Origin of the sequence: Amycolatopsis sp. cmx-4-83, assembly GCF_046548815.1 — a bacterium.
Classification (GTDB): Bacteria; Actinomycetota; Actinomycetes; order Mycobacteriales; family Pseudonocardiaceae; genus Amycolatopsis; species Amycolatopsis pretoriensis_A.
Map to the genome: position 1 here is coordinate 107,323 of NZ_JAEBEF010000004.1, position 19,254 is coordinate 126,576.

The window sequence follows — 19,254 nt, forward strand, 5'->3', positions numbered from 1 at the left end:
ACCGCGGAGACCGACCACCATGGCCACAGCACCGGACAAGATCGTCGAAGCCCTGCGCGCGTCGCTCAAGGAGAGCGACCGGCTGCGGGAAGTCAACCGACGGCTCGAAGCGGCGGCGGGCGAACCGATCGCCGTCATCGGGATGAGCTGCCGCTACCCGGGCGGCGCCGGGTCCCCCGAAGCACTGTGGGACCTCGTCGCCCGCGGCGGCGACGCCGTCACCGGCTTCCCGGCCCGCCGCGGCTGGGACCTCGAAGGGCTCTACGACCCGGACCCGGACGAGCCGGGCAAGGTCTACACCCGCGAAGGCGGCTTCCTGCACGACGCCGACCACTTCGACCCGGCGTTCTTCGGCATCAGCCCGCGTGACGCCCTCGCCATCGACCCGCAGCAGCGGCTCCTGCTGGAGGTGTCGCACGAGGCGTTCGAGCGGGCCGGGCTGACCACGGACGCGGTGCGCGGCAGCCGCACCGGCGTGTTCGCCGGCGTGATGTACAACGACTACGCGGGCCGGATGTACCAGGTCCCGGAGGGCTTCGAGGGCCTGCTCGGCAACGGCAGCGCGGGCAGCGTCGCGTCCGGGCGGCTCGCCTACACCTTCGGGCTCGAAGGGCCGGCGGTCACCGTCGACACGGCGTGCTCGTCGTCGCTGGTCGCCGTCCACCTGGCCGCGCAGGCCCTGCGCCAGGGTGACTGCAGCCTCGCGCTCGCCGGGGGCGTTGCCGTGATGGCGACGCCGTCCGCGCTGATCGAGTTCAGCCGGCAGCGGGCGCTGGCCCCGGACGGCCGCTGCAAGGCGTTCGCGGCCGCCGCCGACGGCACCAGCTGGGCCGAGGGCGCCGGAGTCCTGCTCCTGGAACGGCTTTCCGACGCCGAGCGCCTCGGCCACCCGATCCTCGCGGTGGTGCGCGGCACCGCGGTGAACTCCGACGGCGCGTCCAACGGCATGACCGCGCCCAACGGTCTTGCCCAGCAGCGCGTGATCCGCGCGGCGCTGGCCAACGCGGGGCTGACCGCGTCCGAAGTGGACGCCGTCGAGGCGCACGGCACCGGGACTTCACTGGGTGACCCGATCGAAGCCGAGGCGCTGCTGGCGACGTACGGGCAGGACCGGGAGCGGCCGCTGTGGCTGGGGTCGCTGAAGTCCAACATCGGGCACACGCAGGCCGCCGCCGGGGTCGGCGGGATGATCAAGATGATCCAGGCGATGCGCCACGGCGTGCTGCCTCGCACGTTGCACGTCGACGCGCCTTCGCCGCACGTCGACTGGGCGTCCGGCGCGGTCGAGCTGCTCACCGAGCCGGTGGAATGGCCGGAGACCGACGTCCGGCGGGCGGGCGTCTCGTCGTTCGGGGTGAGCGGCACGAACGCCCACGTAATACTCGAAGCCCGGCCGCGACCCGAGCCCGTCCCCGCCGTGGCGGATCCGGTGGTGCCGTGGGTCCTTTCGGCTCGCAGTGAGCCGGCGTTGCGTGACCAGGCCCGGAACCTGCTGTCACTTGTGGACGGTGACCCAGCCGCCGTCGGGGCCGCGCTCGTGCGGACGCGGCAGGTGTACGAGCACCGGGCCGTCGTCGCCGGGGATCTGCGGGCCGGGCTGACCGCGCTGGCCGAGCAGGGTGTCGGCGCCGAAGTCGCACGCGGGACGCGCAGGGCCGTGTTCGTCTTCCCGGGTCAGGGTTCGCAGTGGGCCGGGATGGGACAGGAACTCCTGGCGACCGAACCGGTGTTCGCCGCGCGGCTGGCCGAATGCGCGGCCGCGCTGAAGCCCTTCGTGGACTGGGACCTGCTCGACGTCCTCGACGGCGACCTCCAGCGCGTCGACGTCGTGCAGCCCGCGCTCTGGGCCGTCATGGTGTCGCTCGCCGAAGTCTGGCGCTCCCACGGTGTCGAGCCCGCCGCCGTGATCGGGCACTCCCAAGGTGAGATCGCCGCCGCCGTCGTCGCGGGTGGACTGTCGCTTGAGGACGGCGCGCGCGTGGTCGCGCTGCGGAGCAAGGCGATCCTGCGGCTGTCCGGTCGCGGTGGCATGGTTTCGCTCACCGTTCCCGTGGCACGCGCGGAAGAGCTGATCGCGCCGTGGGGCGAGCGGCTCTCGATCGCTGCTGTCAACGGGCCGACCTCGGTCGTCGTCTCCGGCGACGCCGCCGCCCTCGACGAACTGCTGGCCCAGGACGTCCCGGCCAAGCGGATCGCCGTCGACTACGCGTCCCACTCCGCCCACGTCGAGAGCATCGAAGCCGAGCTCCTCGAAGCGCTGGCCCCGATCCGCCCGCGCACCGGTGACGTCCCGTTCCACTCCACCGTCACCGGCGACCTGCTCGACACCGCCGCGCTCGACGCCGCGTACTGGTACCGCAACCTGCGCCAGACCGTCCACTTCGACCGGGCCGTGCGCGGCTTCGGCGGCAAGCCCGTGTTCGTCGAGTGCAGCCCGCACCCGGTGCTCGTCCCCGGCCTCGACGACGCCGCGGTCGGCACCCTCCGCCGCGGCGACGGCGGCCGCGCCCGGCTGCTCACCTCGCTCGGCACCGCCTTCGGCCACGGCGTCGCCGTCGACTGGGCCCGCGAGTTCGACGGCGTCGACGCGACCGGCGTCGAACTGCCGACCTACCCGTTCCAGCGGACGCCGTTCTGGCTCGACGCCCCGGCCGTCACCGGTGACCTCGCCGGGCTCGGCTCGGCCGGGCACCCGCTGCTCGGCGCGGTCGTCGCGCTCGCCGACGGCGACGGCTACCTGTTCACCGGCCGGCTTTCGCCGAAGTCGCACCCGTGGCTGGCCGACCACGTCGTCCGCGGTTCGGTCGTGCTGCCCGGCACGGCGATGCTCGAACTCGCCGCACGGGCCGCGCAGGAGACCGGCACCCGGGTCGTCGAGGACCTCGTCCTGGAGACCCCGCTGGTGCTGCCCGAGCAGGGCGCCCTCGAGGTCCAGGTCTCGGTCGGCGCGCCCGACGGCACCGGACGCCGCCCGGTCGGCGTGTTCAGCCGGGACGGCGACGACGGCTGGACCCGGCACGCGAGCGGCGTGCTCGGCGGCCCCGAGCCGGCGGGCACGGACCTGCTGACCTGGCCTCCGACTGGCGCCGAAGCCCTCGACGTCGACGGCCTCCACGACCGGTTCGCCGCCCAGGGCTTCGCCTACGGCCCGGCGTTCCGCGGGCTGCGCGCGGCCTGGCAGCTCGGCGAGGAGCTCTACGCCGAAGTCGCGCTCCCGGCGGACCTCGCCCCCGAGGCGGCCCGGTTCGGCCTGCACCCGGCGCTGCTCGACGCGGCCCTGCAAGCCGCGGCCCTCGGCGGCGGCGAGCGGGCCATGATGCCGTTCGCGTGGTCCGGCGCGGTCCTGCACGCGGGCGGCCCGGCCACCCTGCGCGTCCGCATCCGGCCGGCCGGCGACGACGCCGTCGCGCTCGACATCGCCGACGGCACCGGGGTCGCCGTGGCCACCGTGTCGTCGCTGGTCCTGCGGCCCCTCGCCGCGCAGCAGCTCGTCACCGACTCGCTGTTCCGTCCGGAGTGGACACCGGTCACGGTGCCGTCCGATGTGGACACCGACTTGACGCTGGTGCCCGTCGCCGGTGACCCGGCCGACGTCGGCGGGAGCGTCCGGCGCGTCCTGGCCGAGGCGCTCCGGGTGATCCAGGACCACCTGGACGGCGACGGCCGCCTGGTGTTCGTCACCCGGGGCGCGACCACCGGCGAAGACCCCGCGGCCGCCGCCGTCTGGGGCCTGGTCCGTTCGGTCCGCGCCGAGCACCCCGGCCGGTTCCTGCTCGCGGACACCGACACCGACGACCTCACCCCGCTCCTCGCCGTGCTCGCCGCGGGGGAGGAGCCCGAAGCCCTCCTGCGCGACGGCGTCGTGCTCGTACCGCGGCTGGCCCGCGCCGAGCAGCCGGACGCCGAGGCCGCGCCCGCGTTCGACGTCAGCGGCACGGTCCTGATCACCGGCGGCACCGGCGCGCTCGGTTCGCTGCTGGCCCGGCACCTCGTCACCGAGTACGGCGCCCGCCACCTGCTGCTGACCAGCCGCACCGGTGCGCCCCACCCCGGCCTCGCCGACCTCGACGCGGACGTCCGCGTCGTCGGGTGCGACGTCGCCGACCGCGCGCAGCTCGCCGCGGTCCTCGAAGACGAGCAGGTCACCGCCGTCGTGCACGCCGCGGGTGCGCTCGCCGACGGCGTCGTCGAGTCGCTGACCACCGAGGACTTCGAGAAGGTGCTGCGGCCCAAGGTGGATGCCGCGCTGGTTCTGGACGAACTCACCGACGCCCCGACGTTCGTGCTGTTCTCCTCCGCGACCGGCACGCTCGGCAGCGCCGGGCAGGCCGCCTACGCCGCCGCGAACGCGGTCCTCGACGCCCTCGCGCGGCGACGGCCGGGCGCGCAGTCGCTGGCCTGGGGCCTGTGGGCGCGCAGCGGCGGCATGACCGGCGCGATGACCGACCTCGACCGGCGGCGGATGACCCGCGCCGGCTTCCCGCCGCTGGCCGACGAGCAGGGCCTCGCGCTGTTCGACACCGCCCGCACGCTGGCCGACGAGGTGCTCGTGCCGGTGAAGCTGAACGTCGCCGCGCTGCGCGACCAGCCGGTGCCGCCGGTGCTGCGCAAGCTGGTCCCGGCCCGCGCGGCCGCGGTCGACCCCGGCCTGCGGTCGCGGCTGGCCGGGCTCGACGAAGCCGGGCGCGAGCGCCTGCTGACCGAGATCGTCCGCACGCAGGTCGCCGTGGTGCTCGGCCACGCCGACGTGTCCACTGTGGACGTCTCGATGGCGTTCCGGGACCTGGGGTTCGACTCGCTGACCGCGGTCGAGCTGCGCAACCGGCTCTCGGCCGCGACCGGGCTGCGGCTGCCCGCCGCGCTCGTGTTCGATCACCCGACGCCGGTCGCGCTCGCCGCGTTCCTGCGGACCGAACTCGGTGGGGCCTCGGCCACCCGCGAGACGGCGGCCGTGGCCGCGTCGGACGAGCCGATCGCGATCGTCGGGATGAGCTGCCGGTTCCCGGGCGGGGTGACCTCGCCGGAAGACCTCTGGCGGCTGCTGGACGACGGCGTCGACGCCATCGGCGAGTTCCCGGCCGACCGCGGCTGGGACGTCGAGGGGCTTTACGACCCCGAGCCGAAGCCCGGCAAGACCTACGTCCGCGCGGGTGGGTTCCTCGACGGCGCCGCGGACTTCGACCCCGGCTTCTTCGGCATCTCGCCGCGGGAAGCCCTCGCCATGGACCCGCAGCACCGCCTGCTGCTGGAAGCGGCGTGGGAGGCGTTCGAGCGGGCCGGCCTCGACCCCGGCACGCTGCGCGGCAGCCGGACCGGCGTGTTCGCCGGGCTGATGTACCACGACTACGGCCCCCGCCTGTCCGACGGCCCGGACGACGTCGAGGGCTTCCTCGGCGTGGGCAACTCCGGCAGCGTCGCCTCGGGCCGGATCGCCTACACGTTCGGCCTCGAAGGCCCGGCGGTCACGGTCGACACGGCGTGCTCGTCGTCGCTGGTCGGCCTGCACCTGGCCGTCCAGTCGCTGCGCTCGGGCGAGTGCACGATGGCGCTGGCGGGCGGCGCGACGGTGATGGCCACCCCCGGCACGTTCGTCGAGTTCTCGCACCAGCGCGGCCTTTCGCGCGACGGGCGCTGCAAGGCGTTCTCGGCCGACGCGGACGGCGCCGGCTGGGCCGAAGGCGTCGGCATGCTCCTGGTGGAACGGCTTTCCGACGCGCGGCGGCTCGGGCACCCCGTGCTCGCCGTGGTCCGCGGGACCGCGGTGAACTCCGACGGCGCGTCCAACGGCCTCACCGCGCCCAACGGCCCGTCGCAGCAGCGGGTGATCCGCGCCGCGCTGGCGAACGCCGGGCTGCGACCGTCCGATGTGGACGTCGTCGAGGCGCACGGGACCGGGACGTCGCTGGGCGACCCGATCGAAGCGGACGCGCTGCTGGCGACCTACGGCCAGGAACGCGCGCACCCGTTGCTGCTCGGCTCGGTGAAGTCGAACATCGGGCACGCGCAGGCCGCCGCCGGGGTCGCCGGCGTCGTCAAGATGGTGCTCGCGCTCGGCCACGACACCGTGCCGCGCACCCTGCACGCCGCGACGCCGACCCCGCACGTGGACTGGTCGTCCGGCGCGATCCGGCTGCTCTCGGCGCCCGAGCCGTGGCCGTCGACGGGCCGGCCGCGGCGGGCGGCGGTCTCGTCGTTCGGGATCAGCGGGACCAACGCGCACGTGATCCTCGAAGCGGCTCCCGCGGTGGAGCCGGCCGCGGTCGAGCGGGTGGTGCCGCCGGTGGTGCCGTGGGTGTTCTCGGCCCGGAGCGCGGAAGCTCTGCAAGCTCAGGTGGGTTCGCTGAGCGGCGATCTGCTGGACGTCGGGTTCTCGCTGGTCACCACCCGGGCACTGTTCGAGCACCGCACGGTCGTCCTCGACGGCGACGCGATCACCGGGGTGGCCCGGCCGGGGCGCCGGGTGGTGTTCGTGTTCCCGGGGCAGGGTTCCCAGTGGTCCGGGATGGGCCGGGAGCTGATCGGTTCGTCGCCGGTGTTCGCGGCGCGGATGGCCGAGTGCGCGGCGGCGCTGGAGCCCTTTGTGGACTGGAAGCTCCTGGACGCGCTCGACGGTGATCTGGAGCGGGTCGACGTCGTGCAGCCGGTGCTGTGGGCCGTGATGGTCTCTCTGGCCGAGGTCTGGCGGTCGTACGGCGTCGAGCCTGACGCGGTCGTCGGGCACTCACAGGGCGAGATCGCGGCTGCGGTGGTCGCGGGTGGACTGTCTCTTGAGGACGGTGCTCGTGTGGTCGCGCTGCGGAGCAAGGCGATCCTGCGGCTGTCGGGCCTGGGTGGCATGGTGTCGCTGGCCGCGCCGGTCGAGCGGGTCCGGGAGCTGATCGCGCCGTGGGACGGGCGGATCTCGGTGGCGGCGGTGAACGGTCCGTCGTCGGTCGTGGTGTCCGGTGAGGCCGCCGCGCTCGATGAACTGCTGGCTTCGGTGGACGTGCGGGCGCGGCGGATCGCCGTCGACTACGCGTCGCACTCGGCGCAGGTCGAGCTGCTGGCCGACGAGCTGGCTTCGGTACTGGCCGAGGTGACGCCCCGGTCCGGGCGGATTCCGTTCGTGTCCGCGGTGACCGGGGAAGTGCTGGACACCGCCGGGCTGGACGCGGCCTACTGGTACCGCAACCTGCGCGAACCCGTGCGGTTCGACCAGGCCATCGGCGGGTTGCTGGAATCAGGGCACACGGCGTTCGTCGAGTGCAGCGCGCACCCGGTGCTGACGGCGGGCGTCGAGGAGACGGCCGACGCTCGTGAGGTGGTGGCCACCGGCACCCTGCGCCGGGACGACGGCGGTGTCGACCGGCTCACGCGGTCACTGGCGGAGGCGTTCGTGGCCGGTGTCCCGGTCGACTGGACGGTGGCGTTCCGCGGGACCGGCGCGGCCCGGGTCGAGCTGCCCACGTATCCGTTCCGGCACCGGCGGTTCTGGCCGAGCGACCCGGAACCGCGCACGGCGAACCCGGTCGACGACCGGTTCTGGGACGCGCTCGAGCGCGCGGACCTGGGCGCACTCGGCGTCGACGAGGAACAGCGTGCGGCCCTGGACTCGGTGCTGCCGGCCCTGTCGTCCTGGCGGCGGCGCAGCCAGGACAAGTCCACTGTGGATGGCTGGCGCTACCGCGTCACCTGGCGGCCGCTGAAGCCCGCCGCGGCCCAGCTGAGCGGCCGCTGGCTGCTCGTGGTTCCCGAAGGCGGCACTGATTCGCTCGAGGCCTCGCTCACCGCGCGCGGGGCGGAGGTCACCCGGCTGCCCGTCGACCCGGCCGCCGGCCGCCCGGCGCTGGCCGCGCTGCTGGCCGGACACGAGGACGTCGACGGCGTCGTCTCGCTGCTCGCCGCCGCGTCCGGCCGGCACCCGGCGTACCCGGCCGTCCCGCTGGCGCACGCCGCCACCGTCACCCTCGTCCAGGCACTCGGGGACGCGGGTGTCGAAGCACCGCTCTGGGTCCTCACCCGGGGTGCGCTGAGCACCGGCCCGGCCGACCCCGTCGAAGATCCCGAGCAGGCCCTCGTCTGGGGCCTCGGCCCGGTCGTCGGCCAGGAGCACCCCGCGCGCTGGGGTGGCCTGATCGACCTGCCCGCCACGGGGGACGTCGCCGACCAGGTCGCCGCCGTGCTGGCGGCGCCGGGCGGCGAAGACCAGCTCGCGGTCCGGGCCTCCGGTGTGCTCGCCCGGCGGCTGGCGCACGCCACCGGCGGTGGCACCGCGAAGGCGTGGCGGCCCCGGGGAACCGTGCTCGTCACCGGCGGCACCGGGGCCCTCGGCGCGCACGTCGCCCGGTGGCTCGCCCGCGGCGGGGCCGAGCACGTCATCCTCACCGGACGCCGGGGTCTCGACGCGCCCGGCGCTCCCGAGCTGGTGGCCGAACTGGAACAACTCTGCCGCGTCAGCGTGTCCACTGTGGATCTCGCCGACCGCGAGGCGCTCGCGGCGCTGCTGGACGGCGCCGGGCTGACCGCCGTCGTGCACACCGCCGCCGCGCTCGACGACGCGCTCCTCGAGCAGCTCACCCTCGAGCAGGTCGAGCACGTCCTGCGGGTCAAGGCCGAAGCCGCGGTCAACCTCCACGAGCTGACCCACGACCTCGACGCGTTCGTGCTGTTCTCCTCCTTCGGCGGCATGTTCGGCGCCGCGGGCCAGGGCAACTACGCCCCCGGCAACGCCTTCGTCGACGCCCTCGCGCGCCGGCGGCGGGCTGAAGGGCTGCCCGCGACCGCCGTCGTCTGGGGGCACTGGGCCGCGGGCGGCATGGCCACCGGCGCCGTCGAGGAGCGCATGCTCTCTCGCGGCGTCCCCGCGATGGACCCCGACCTGGCGATCGCGGCCCTGCAGCGCGTGCTCGACCACGACGAGACCAGCGCGGTCGTCGTCGACATCGACTGGGCCCGCGTCGTCGCCGTGTCCGGGACGCCGAGCCCGCTGTTCCGCGAGATCCCCGAGGTCCGGCGGCTCGTCGCCGAGGCCGCCCCGGAAGCGGCGACCGACTTCCTCGGGGTCGTCCGCGCGCAGGTCGCGGCCGTGCTCGGCTACGACTCCGGCGCCGACGTCGACGCCGACCGGGCGTTCCGCGACCTCGGCTTCGACTCGGTCACCGCCATCGAGCTGCGCAACCGCCTCCAGGCGGCCACCGGGCGGCGGCTGCCCGCGACGCTCGTTTTCGACTACCCGAACCCCGAAGCGCTGGCCCGGCACCTCGGCGGCGAGCAGGAGACCGCCGCCTCCGTCACCACGGCGAGGACCGACGAGCCCATCGCGATCGTCGCCATGAGCTGCCGGTTCCCCGGGGGCGTCGGCTCGCCCGACGACCTGTGGCGGATGCTCGACACGGGCGGCGAGGGCATCTCCGGGTTCCCCGCCGACCGCGGCTGGGACCTCGGCGGCCTCTTCGACCCGGACCCGGACGCCCCCGGCAAGACGTATGTGCGGGAAGGCGGTTTCCTCGACGGCGTCGCGGACTTCGACCCCGCGTTCTTCGGGATCAGCCCCCGCGAAGCCCTTGCGATGGACCCGCAGCAGCGGCTGCTCCTGGAGACGTCGTGGGAGGCGTTCGAAAGCGCCGGCATCACCCCGGCCACCCTGCGCGGCAGCCGGACCGGCGTCTTCGTCGGCGCGAGCACGTCGTCCTACGGCGCCAACCTGGCCGAACCGCCGGAAGGCACCGAAGGGCACCTGCTCACCGGCACCTCGATGAGCGTCACCGCCGGCCGGCTCGCCTACACCTACGGCACCGAAGGCCCGGCCGTCACGCTCGACACGGCGTGCTCGTCGTCGCTGGTCGCGCTGCACATGGCCGGGCAGTCCCTGCGCAGCGGGGAAAGCGAGCTGGCGATCGCCGGCGGCGTGACCGTGATGGCGTCGCCGGCGCCGTTCGTGCTGTTCAGCCGTCAGCGCGGGCTCGCGAAGGACGGCCGCTGCAAGGCGTTCTCCGCCGACGCGGACGGGATGGGCATGGCCGAGGGCATCGGCATGGTCGTCCTGGAACGGCTTTCCGACGCCCAGCGCAACGGCCACCCGGTGCTCGCGGTCATCCGCGGTTCGGCGGTCAACTCCGACGGCGCGTCGAACGGTCTCACCGCGCCGAACGGCCCGTCGCAGCAACGGGTGATCCGGCAGGCGCTCAGTGTCGCCGGGCTGCAGCCGTCCGATGTGGACGCCGTCGAAGCGCACGGCACCGGTACGTCGCTGGGTGACCCGATCGAGGCGCAGGCCCTGCTGGCCACCTACGGCCAGGACCGTGCCGAGCCGTTGTGGCTGGGCAGTGTCAAGTCGAACATCGGGCACACGCAGGCCGCTTCCGGGGTCGCGGGCGTGATCAAGATGGTCATGGCCCTGCGCCACGGCGTCCTGCCGCGCACGCTGCACGCCGCCGAGCGCTCGACCCACATCGACTGGACGGCGGGCTCGGTCGAGCTGCTCACCGAGCCGCGGCCGTGGGAACCGGGCGACAAGCCGCGCCGCGCCGGGGTTTCCTCCTTCGGCGTCAGCGGTACCAACGCGCACCTGATCCTGGAGCAGGCGCCCGGAACGACGCCGGCCGAGCCCGTGACGCCGCCCGCGGTCCCTTGGGTGCTCTCGGCTCGCACCGCCGATGCACTGCGGGAACAGGCCGCCAACCTGCTGTCGCGAGTGGACGCCGCGCACCCGGCTGACGTCGGGTTCTCGCTGGCGACCACGCGGTCCGAGTTCGCGCACCGGGCTGTCGTCGTGGGCCGGGACGTCGCCGAACTGCGGGACCGGCTGGGGAAGCTGACCGGGCCCGGCGTCGCGGAAGGCGTGGCCGGGACACCCGGCAAGGTCGTGTTCGTCTTCCCCGGCCAGGGTTCGCAGTGGACCGGCATGGCCGCCGAACTGCTGGACGCCTCCCCGGTGTTCGCCGCGCGGATGGCCGAGTGCGCGGCCGCGCTGACGTCCTATGTGGACTTCTCGCTGCTGGACGTCGTCCGGGCGGGCGAGCCGATCGAGCAGGTGGACGTCGTGCAGCCGGTGCTGTGGGCGATCCTCGTGTCGCTCGCCGCCGTCTGGGAGTCGCTCGGCGTCCGGCCCGACGCCGTGCTCGGGCACAGCCAGGGCGAGATCGCCGCGGCCGTGGTCGCCGGGGGACTGTCCCTCGAGGACGGTGCCCGGGTGGTCGCCCTGCGCAGCCAGGCCATCCGTGAGATCGCCGGCCGGGGCGGGATGGTCTCGGTCGCGCTCGGCGCCGACGCCGTGCGTGCCCGGCTGGCGGACTACGCGGACCTCTCGGTCGCGGCGGTGAACGGGCCCGGTGCGGTCGTGGTGTCCGGAGGTGCGGCCGAGCTGACCCGCTTCCACGACACCTGCGCCGCCGACGGGGTGCGCGTCCGGCGGATCCCGGTGGACTACGCCTCGCACTCGGCCCACGTGTCCCGCATCGAGGACCGGCTGGCCGGGCTGTTGGCCCCGGTGCGCCCGGTGCCCGGCCGGGTGCCGTTCTGCTCGACGGTGACCGGCGAGCCGGTCGACACCGCCACGCTCGACGCGTCCTACTGGTACCGCAACCTGCGTCAGACCGTGGAGTTCGAACAGGCCACGCAAGCGCTGCTGGAGTCCGGGCACGACGTGTTCGTCGAGTGCAGCCCGCACCCGGTGCTGACGATGGCGATCGGCGGGACGGCCGAGCGCGCCGGACGTCCGGTCGTCACCGGTGGCACCCTCCGGCGGGACGCCGGCGGCGCCGACCGGGTCCTGCTGTCCGCCGGCGAGTTGTACGTCCAGGGGGTGCCGGTCGACTGGGCCGGGGTCTTCCCCGGGGCCGGGCGCGTCGAGCTGCCGGTGTACCCGTTCCAGCACCAGCGGTTCTGGCTGGACTTCCAGCTGCCCGCGGCGGCGAAGGCGGAAGACGCCGGATTCTGGTCCGCGGTGGACGCGGGCGACCCGGCCGGGCTGGCCGCGGTCCTCGGCGCCGACTCCGAAGCGGTGGCGTCGGTGCTGCCCGCGCTGGCGCGCTGGCGGGCCGACCGCGCCGAAGAGTCCGCTGTGGACTCGATGCGCTACACCGTCGAGTGGGAGCCGGCCGCCGAACCGGTCGCGGGCGAGCCGGGCCGCTGGCTGGTCGTCACCGCGGACGGCGGCGACCCGCTCCTCGCGGAATTCACCCGCCACGGCCACGAAGTCGTGGTCGCCGGGCCGGGCGGAGAACTCGCCGGCGAGTTCACCGGCGTCGTCTCGCTGCTCGCCGCCGACCGCTCCGAACTGCGGCCCGGCGTCACGGCGGGGCTCGTCGCGAACCTCGTGCTGTCCCAGAAGCTGACCGAAGCCGGGATCACCGCACCGCTGTGGTGCGTGACCCGCGGGGCCGTACGCGTCACGACGGCGGACCTCCCGCCGGACCCGGTGCAGGCCCAGACCTGGGGTTTCGGGCGCGTGCTCGGCCTCGAACAGCCGCAGCGCTGGGGCGGTCTGGTCGACCTGCCCGCCGACGCGGACGAGGACGCGCTCCGGCGCTGCCTTGCCACCATCACCGGCGGCGGCCCGGAAGACCAGGTCGCCGTCCGCGCCGACGGCGTCTTCGGCAGGCGGCTGGTCCGCGCGGCCAAGCCGGCCACCGCGCCCGCGCCGTGGCGGCCGCGCGGCACCGTCCTGGTCACCGGCGCGACCGGCGCGCTCGGCCCGGTGATCGCCCGCAAGCTCGCCGCGGACGGCGCCGAGCACCTGGTGCTCACCAGCCGCCGGGGCAGCGCGGCGACCGGGATGGCCGAGCTGGCCGCGGAACTCACCGAGGCCGGGGTCGGCGTGACCGTCGCGGCCTGCGACGTCGCCGACCGGGACGCACTGGCGACGCTGGTCGAGAAGACCGAGGCCGACCACGGGCCGATCCGGTCGGTGGTGCACGCCGCCGCGCTGATCCGGCTCACCGCGCTGGCCGAGTCCACTGTGGACGAGTTCGCCGACGTCCTCGCGGCGAAGGTCGCCGGGGCCGCGCACCTCGACGAACTCTTCGCCGGCCGCGACCTCGACGCCTTCGTGCTCTTCTCCTCGATCGCCGGGGTGTGGGGCAGCGGCGACCACGGCGCCTACGCGGCGGGGTCGGCCTACCTCGACGCGCTCGCCGAGCGGCGGCGGGCGGACGGCGGCACGGCGACGTCGATCGCCTGGGGCGTGTGGGACGCCCGGCACGTCCTCGACGACGGCGTCGTGGTCGAGGACCTGATGGACCTCAACCCCGAGTGGCACGGCCTGTCCCCGATGGCGACGGCGGCCGGGATGCGCGGGATGCAGCGGGCGCTCGACCTCGGCGACACCTTCGTCGCGGTCGCCGACGTCGACTGGGCGCGGTTCACCGCCGCGTTCACCTCGGCGCGGCCGAGCCCGCTGCTCGGCGGGATCGAGGACGTCCGGCGCATCCTCGCCGCCGAAGCGGAGGCCGACGCCGCCGCTATCGGGACGATGGAAGCGTTTCGGGAGCGGCTGCTGGCAATGTCGGTCGTCGAGCGGCAACGGACCGTGCTGGAGCTGGTCCGGGGCATGGCGGCGACCGTGCTCGGGCACGATTCGCCGTCGGCGCTCGACCCGGCCCAAGCGTTCCAGGAGCTCGGGTTCGACTCGCTCACCGCGGTCGACCTGCGCAACCGGCTCGCGACGGCCACCGGGCTGCGGCTGCCCGCCACGCTCGTCTTCGACCACCCGAGCGCACAGGCCCTCGCCGCACACGTCCTCGCCGAGCTCCTGCCCGGCGACGCGGGCGCGGGCCTGGCGGAGCTCGACCGGCTGGAGGCGGCGCTCTCCGGCGGTGTCGCCGACGGCCCGGCGCGCACGGAGCTGGCGCTGCGGCTGACGACGCTGCTGAGCCGGCTGACCACCGCCGAACCGGCGCCCGGGGACCGCGACCTCGGTGCGGCGACCGACGACGAGCTGTTCGACGTCCTCGACGGCCTGCGCACCCCCTGACCTTTCGCACCTAGGAGCACCACGATGGACACCCCCGAAGAGAAGCTGCGGGAGTACCTCCGCTGGGCCACCACCGACCTGCGCGACACCCGCAAGCGGCTGGCCGACCTCGAAGACCGGACGCACGAGCCGATCGCGATCGTCGGCACCGGCTGCCGGTACCCGGGTGGCGTCCGCTCGGCCGCCGACCTCTGGCGGCTGGTCCACGAGGGCGGCGACGCGGTCGGCGAGTTCCCCGCCGAGCGCGGCTGGGACGTCGAGGCGCTCTACGACCCCGACCCCGACAGCCAGGGCACGACGTACGCGCGCGGCGGCGGCTTCCACCGCGACGCGGGGAAGTTCGACGCGGGCTTCTTTTCGATCAGCCCGCGCGAGGCCCTCGCGATGGACCCGCAGCAGCGGCTGCTCCTGGAGATCGGCTGGGAGGCGTTCGAAAGCGCGGGCATCGACCCGGTGTCGGTGCGGGGCGAGCAGGCGGGTGTGTTCGTCGGGGGCGGGTTCTCCGACTACGGCGGCGCGATGCAGTCCGCGCCCGAAGGCGTCGAAGGCCACCTCGTCACCGGCAAGGCCGGCAGTGTCCTTTCCGGACGGATCGCCTACACCCTCGGCCTGGAGGGGCCGGCCGTCACCGTCGACACGGCGTGTTCGTCGTCGCTGGTCGCGCTGCACCTGGCCGTGCAGGCGCTGCGGCGCGGCGAGTGCACGATGGCGCTGGCCGGCGGCGTGACGATCATGTCGACCCCGGCCGTGCTGATCGAGTTCAGCCGCCAGCGCGGGGTCGCCCCGGACGGGCGCTGCAAGGCGTTCGCGGCGGCGGCCGACGGCATGGGACTGGCCGAGGGCGCGGGCGTGGTGCTGCTCGAGCGGCTTTCGGACGCGGTCGCGAAGGGCCGGACCGTGCTCGCGGTCCTCCGCGGCTCCGCGATCAACCAGGACGGCGCGTCCAACGGCCTGTCCGCCCCGAGCGGCCCCGCCCAGCGGCGCGTGATCCGCCGGGCCCTCGCGGACGCGCGCCTCACACCGGCCGAGATCGACGTCGTCGAGGCGCACGGCACCGGCACCGAGCTGGGCGACCCGATCGAGGCGCAGGCGCTGCTGGCGACGTACGGCCAGTCCCGGTCGGGTGCGCCGTTGTGGTTGGGCAGCGTGAAGTCGAACATCGGGCACGCGCAGGCGGCGTCCGGGGTCGCGGGTGTCCTCAAGATGGTCGAGGCGCTGCGGCACGGTGAGCTGCCGAAGACGTTGCACGTCGACGAGCCGTCGCCGCACATCGACTGGGCGTCGGGTGAGGTTTCGCTGCTCACCGAGGCCCGGGAGTGGCCGGCGGCGGACCGGCCCCGGCGGGCGGCGGTGTCGTCGTTCGGGGTGAGCGGCACGAACGCCCACGTGATCCTGGAGGAGGCGCCGGAAGTTGCGGTGTCCTCGAGCCGCGGCGGGCCGGGGGTGGTGCCGTGGGTGTTGTCGGGCAAGACGCAGAGCGCGTTGCGGGCTCGGGCTGCGCAGCTCAGTGCGGTCGAGGGGGCGCCGGCGGACGTCGGGTTTTCGCTGGCCACCACCCGGACCGTGCTGGAGCACCGGGCCGTCGTCCTCGGGGACGGGGACGAGCTGCGGCGCGGGCTGGCCGCGCTGGCCGCCGGTGAGCCTGATCCGGCGGTCGTCGAGGGGACGCCGTCGGGTGGGGGCGGGGTCGTGTTCGTCTTCCCCGGTCAGGGCTCGCAGTGGGCCGGGATGGGGCAGGAACTCCTGGCGGCCGAACCGGTGTTCGCGGCCCGGATGGCCGAGTGCGCCGCGGCCCTGGAGTCCCATGTGGACTGGAAGCTCTTCGACGTCCTCTCCGACGAAACCGCGTTGCAGCGCGTCGACGTCGTGCAGCCCGCGCTGTGGGCCGTGATGGTGTCGCTGGCCGCGGTGTGGCGCGCCCACGGTGTCGAACCGGCGGCCGTGATCGGGCACAGCCAAGGGGAGATCGCGGCGGCCTGCGTCGCCGGGGCACTGTCCCTTGAGGACGCCGCCATGGTCGTCGCGGTGCGCAGCCGTGAACTGTTGCGCCTGGCAGGCGGGGGCGGGATGGTCTCGGTCGCGCAGCCGGTCGCCGCGGTGACCGGCCGGATCGAAGGCACCGGGCTGGCGATCGCCGCCGCCAACGGGGCCGCGTCCGTGGTCGTGTCCGGCCCGGCCGACGCACTCGAGAAGCTCCTGGCCGGGTGCGAGGCCGACGGCGTCCGCGCCCGGCGGATCCCGGTGGACTACGCCTCGCACTCCGAGCAGGTCGAAGCCATCGAAGAGCGGCTTCTCGAAGTCCTCGCGCCGGTGCGGCCGCGGGCGGGGGAGCTGCCGTTCTACTCGACCGTCACCGGCCGCCCGGCCGACCCGACCCAGCTCGACGCCGGCTACTGGTACTGCAACCTCCGCCAGACCGTCGAGTTCGAGCAGGCCACGCGCAAGCTGCTCGCCGACGGCCACGGCGTGTTCGTCGAGTGCAGCCCGCACCCGGTGCTGGCCACGGCCGTGCAGGAAACGGCGGAGGACGCGGGCCGCGAGATCGTGGCGGTCGGCTCGCTCCGCCGTGACGACGGCGGCCGGCCGCGCCTGCTGCGCTCGATGGCCGAGGCCTTCGTGCGAGGGGTGCGCGCGGACTGGGCCACGGCGTTCGAGGGCGCGAACACCGTCCCGCTGCCCACCTACCCGTTCGAAGGCGAGCACTACTGGCTCCCGGCCACGGCGGCCGCCGCGGACCTCGGCTCGGCGGGGCTGGCCTCCGCCGGGCACCCGCTCCTCGGGGCGGCGGCCGAGCTGCCCGACGACGGCGGATTCCTGTTCACCGGAAGGCTTTCGCTGCGCTCGCACCCGTGGCTGGCCGAGCACGCCGTGCACGGCACGATCCTGCTCGTGGGCACGGCGTTCGTCGAACTCGCCCGGCACGCCGCGGCCGAAGCCGGGTGCGCCGAGGTGGAGGAGCTGGCCTTGGAAGCGCCGCTCGTGCTGCCGCCCGAGGGCGCGGTGCTGATCCGGCTCACCGTCGGCGCGGCCGGCGACGACGGCCGCCGATCCTTGACGCTGCACTCGCGGCCGGAGGACGACCTGCTCGGTGAGTGGACGCGGCACGCCGCCGGGTTCGCCGCGCCGGGTGGCGCCGTCCCGGCGGCCGGGCTCGCGCTGTGGCCGCCGGCGGACGCCGAGCCGGTGCCGCTCGACGACGTCTACGGGCGCGCGGCCGACCGCGGGTTCGCGTACGGGCCGGTGTTCCAGGGCCTGCGGGCCGTCTGGCGGCGTGACGACGAGGTCTTCGCCGAGGTGGCGCTGCCGCACGAGCACCACGCCGAGGCCGCGCGGTTCGGCGTGCACCCGGCGTTGCTCGACGCCGCCCTGCACGCCGTCGCGCTCGGCTCGTTGAACACCGAAGGCACCGGGCGGCTGCCGTTCTCGTGGGCCGGGGTCCGGCTGTACGCGGCGGGCGCGACGGCGTTGCGCGTGCGCCTCACGCCGTCCGGCACGGAGACGCTGACCGTCGAGGTCGCCGACGAAGCCGGGGCACCGGTCGCGGTGATCGACGCGCTCGCCTCGCGCCCCGTCGTGCCCGGCCAGGTGCGGGCGGCGCGCCGGTCCGGCCCGCTGTTCCGCGTCGACTGGGTGCCCGGCGGTCCCGGTGCCCGGGTGGACGCCGAGTTCGTCCCGGTTCCGCGGGGCGGCGTCCGGGAAGTGCTGGGTGCGGTGCTGGCCCGCATCCAGTCCGATTTGGACGGTGACCGGCGATTGGTGTTCGTCACTTCCGGGGCGACTACCGACGATCCGGCCGCCGCGGCCGTCTGGGGACTGGTGCGTTCGGCGCAGGCCGAGCACCCGGACCGGTTCGTCCTGCTCGACCTGGAGCACCCGGGCGACCCGGTGCCCGCCGAGCTGCCCGCGGACGAGAACCAGCTGTCGGTCCGAAGTGGACAGATCTACGTGCCGCGCCTGGCGCCGGTCGCCGCCGAACCGGCCGAGCCGCCGTCGTTCGACGGCAGCGTGCTGATCACCGGCGGCACCGGGACGCTCGGCCGGCTGGTCGCCGGGCACCTGGCGCGGAACGGGACGAAACGGCTGGTGCTGGTGAGCCGGCGCGGGTACGCCGCCCCCGGCGCCGCGGACGTCGTCTCCGGCTTGACCGCGCTGGGTGCCGAGGTGACCGTCGTCGCGTGCGACGTCGCCGATCGGGCCCGGCTCGCGGAGGTCCTCGACGACGTGCCCGACCTCGCCGCCGTGGTGCACACGGCGGGTGCGCTGGACGACGGCGTCGTCGAAACCCTGACACCGGAACGGATCGACGCCGTGCTGCGGGCCAAAGCAGACGCCGCGTGGCACCTCCACGAGCTGGCTCCCGCCGCGCACCTGGTGCTGTTCTCGTCGGCCGCGGGCACGTTCGGCACGCCGGGGCAGGGCAACTACGCCGCCGCCAACGCTTACCTCGACGCGCTGGCCCGGCACCGGCGGGCGCTGGGCCTGCCCGGGCAGTCGCTCGCCTGGGGCCTGTGGGCGGACACCAGCGAACTGACCGGCACGCTCGGCCCGGCCGGTTTGGACCGGTTGCGCCGCACCGGGTCCCGGGCCTTCACCGCCGAGGACGGACTCGCGGCGTTCGACCTGGCGCTGGCGTCCGGCGAGCCGGTGGTGGTGCCGGTGCAGCTCGACCTGCGCGTACGCGGCGACCAGGGCGTGCCGCCGTTGCTGCGGGGGCTGGTCCGCGCGCCGCTGCGGCGGACCGCGGCCGTCGACACCTCGCTGCGCGGTCAGCTGGCCGGGCTCGCGCCGGAGGAACGGGACCGGGTGCTGCTCACGCTCGTACGGGCGCAGGCGGCCGCGGTCCTCGGGCACGCCGGGCCGGGCGCGGTCGAGCCGGGCCGCGGGTTCCTCGACCTCGGGTTCGACTCGCTCACCGCGGTCGAGCTGCGCAACCGCCTGCAGGCCGCGACGGGCGCGCGGCTGCCCGCGACGCTCGTGTTCGACCACCCGACGGCGACAGCGCTGGCCCGGTTCCTCGCCGAGCGGCTCGGCACGGACACCGCTCCGGCGCTCGCCCCCGCGCTCGCCGAACTCGGCCGCCTCGAGACCGTGCTGGCGCCGTTCACCGGCGAGGCCCGCGAGGTGATCACGGTGCGGCTCAAGGAACTGCTCTCCCGCTGGAGCACCGAACCCGAAGCCGGCCCGGCCGCCGACATCGACGCGGCCACGGACGACGAGCTGTTCGGCGTCCTCGACGAGCTGCGCACCCCCTGACCCCCGCCCGCCGGGGCACACCTTCCTGGAGCCATCGGATGTCGAACGAA

1 protein-coding gene and 1 pseudogene are annotated in these 19,254 nt (G+C 75.1%); both read left to right on the forward strand.

Annotated elements, in window-relative coordinates:
* Nucleotides 1–34: 34 nt before the first annotated feature.
* Nucleotides 35–13,951 (forward strand): annotated as a pseudogene (locus ACLJQM_RS13200) (type I polyketide synthase); the annotation flags it as partial.
* A 24-nt stretch (nucleotides 13,952–13,975) separates the two neighbouring features.
* Nucleotides 13,976–19,204 carry a type I polyketide synthase gene (locus ACLJQM_RS13205; protein ID WP_410631423.1) on the forward strand — a complete coding sequence of 1,743 codons (5,229 nt, stop codon included), beginning with the start codon at nucleotides 13,976–13,978 and terminating at the stop codon, nucleotides 19,202–19,204.
* The last annotated feature ends 50 nt before the right edge of the window (nucleotides 19,205–19,254 follow it).

What these genes read in the sequence shown, in the direction of transcription:
- ACLJQM_RS13205 (WP_410631423.1), top strand. Translation starts at nt 13,976, where the DNA reads ATGGACACCCCCGAAGAGAAGCTGCGGGAGTACCTCCGCTGGGCCACC.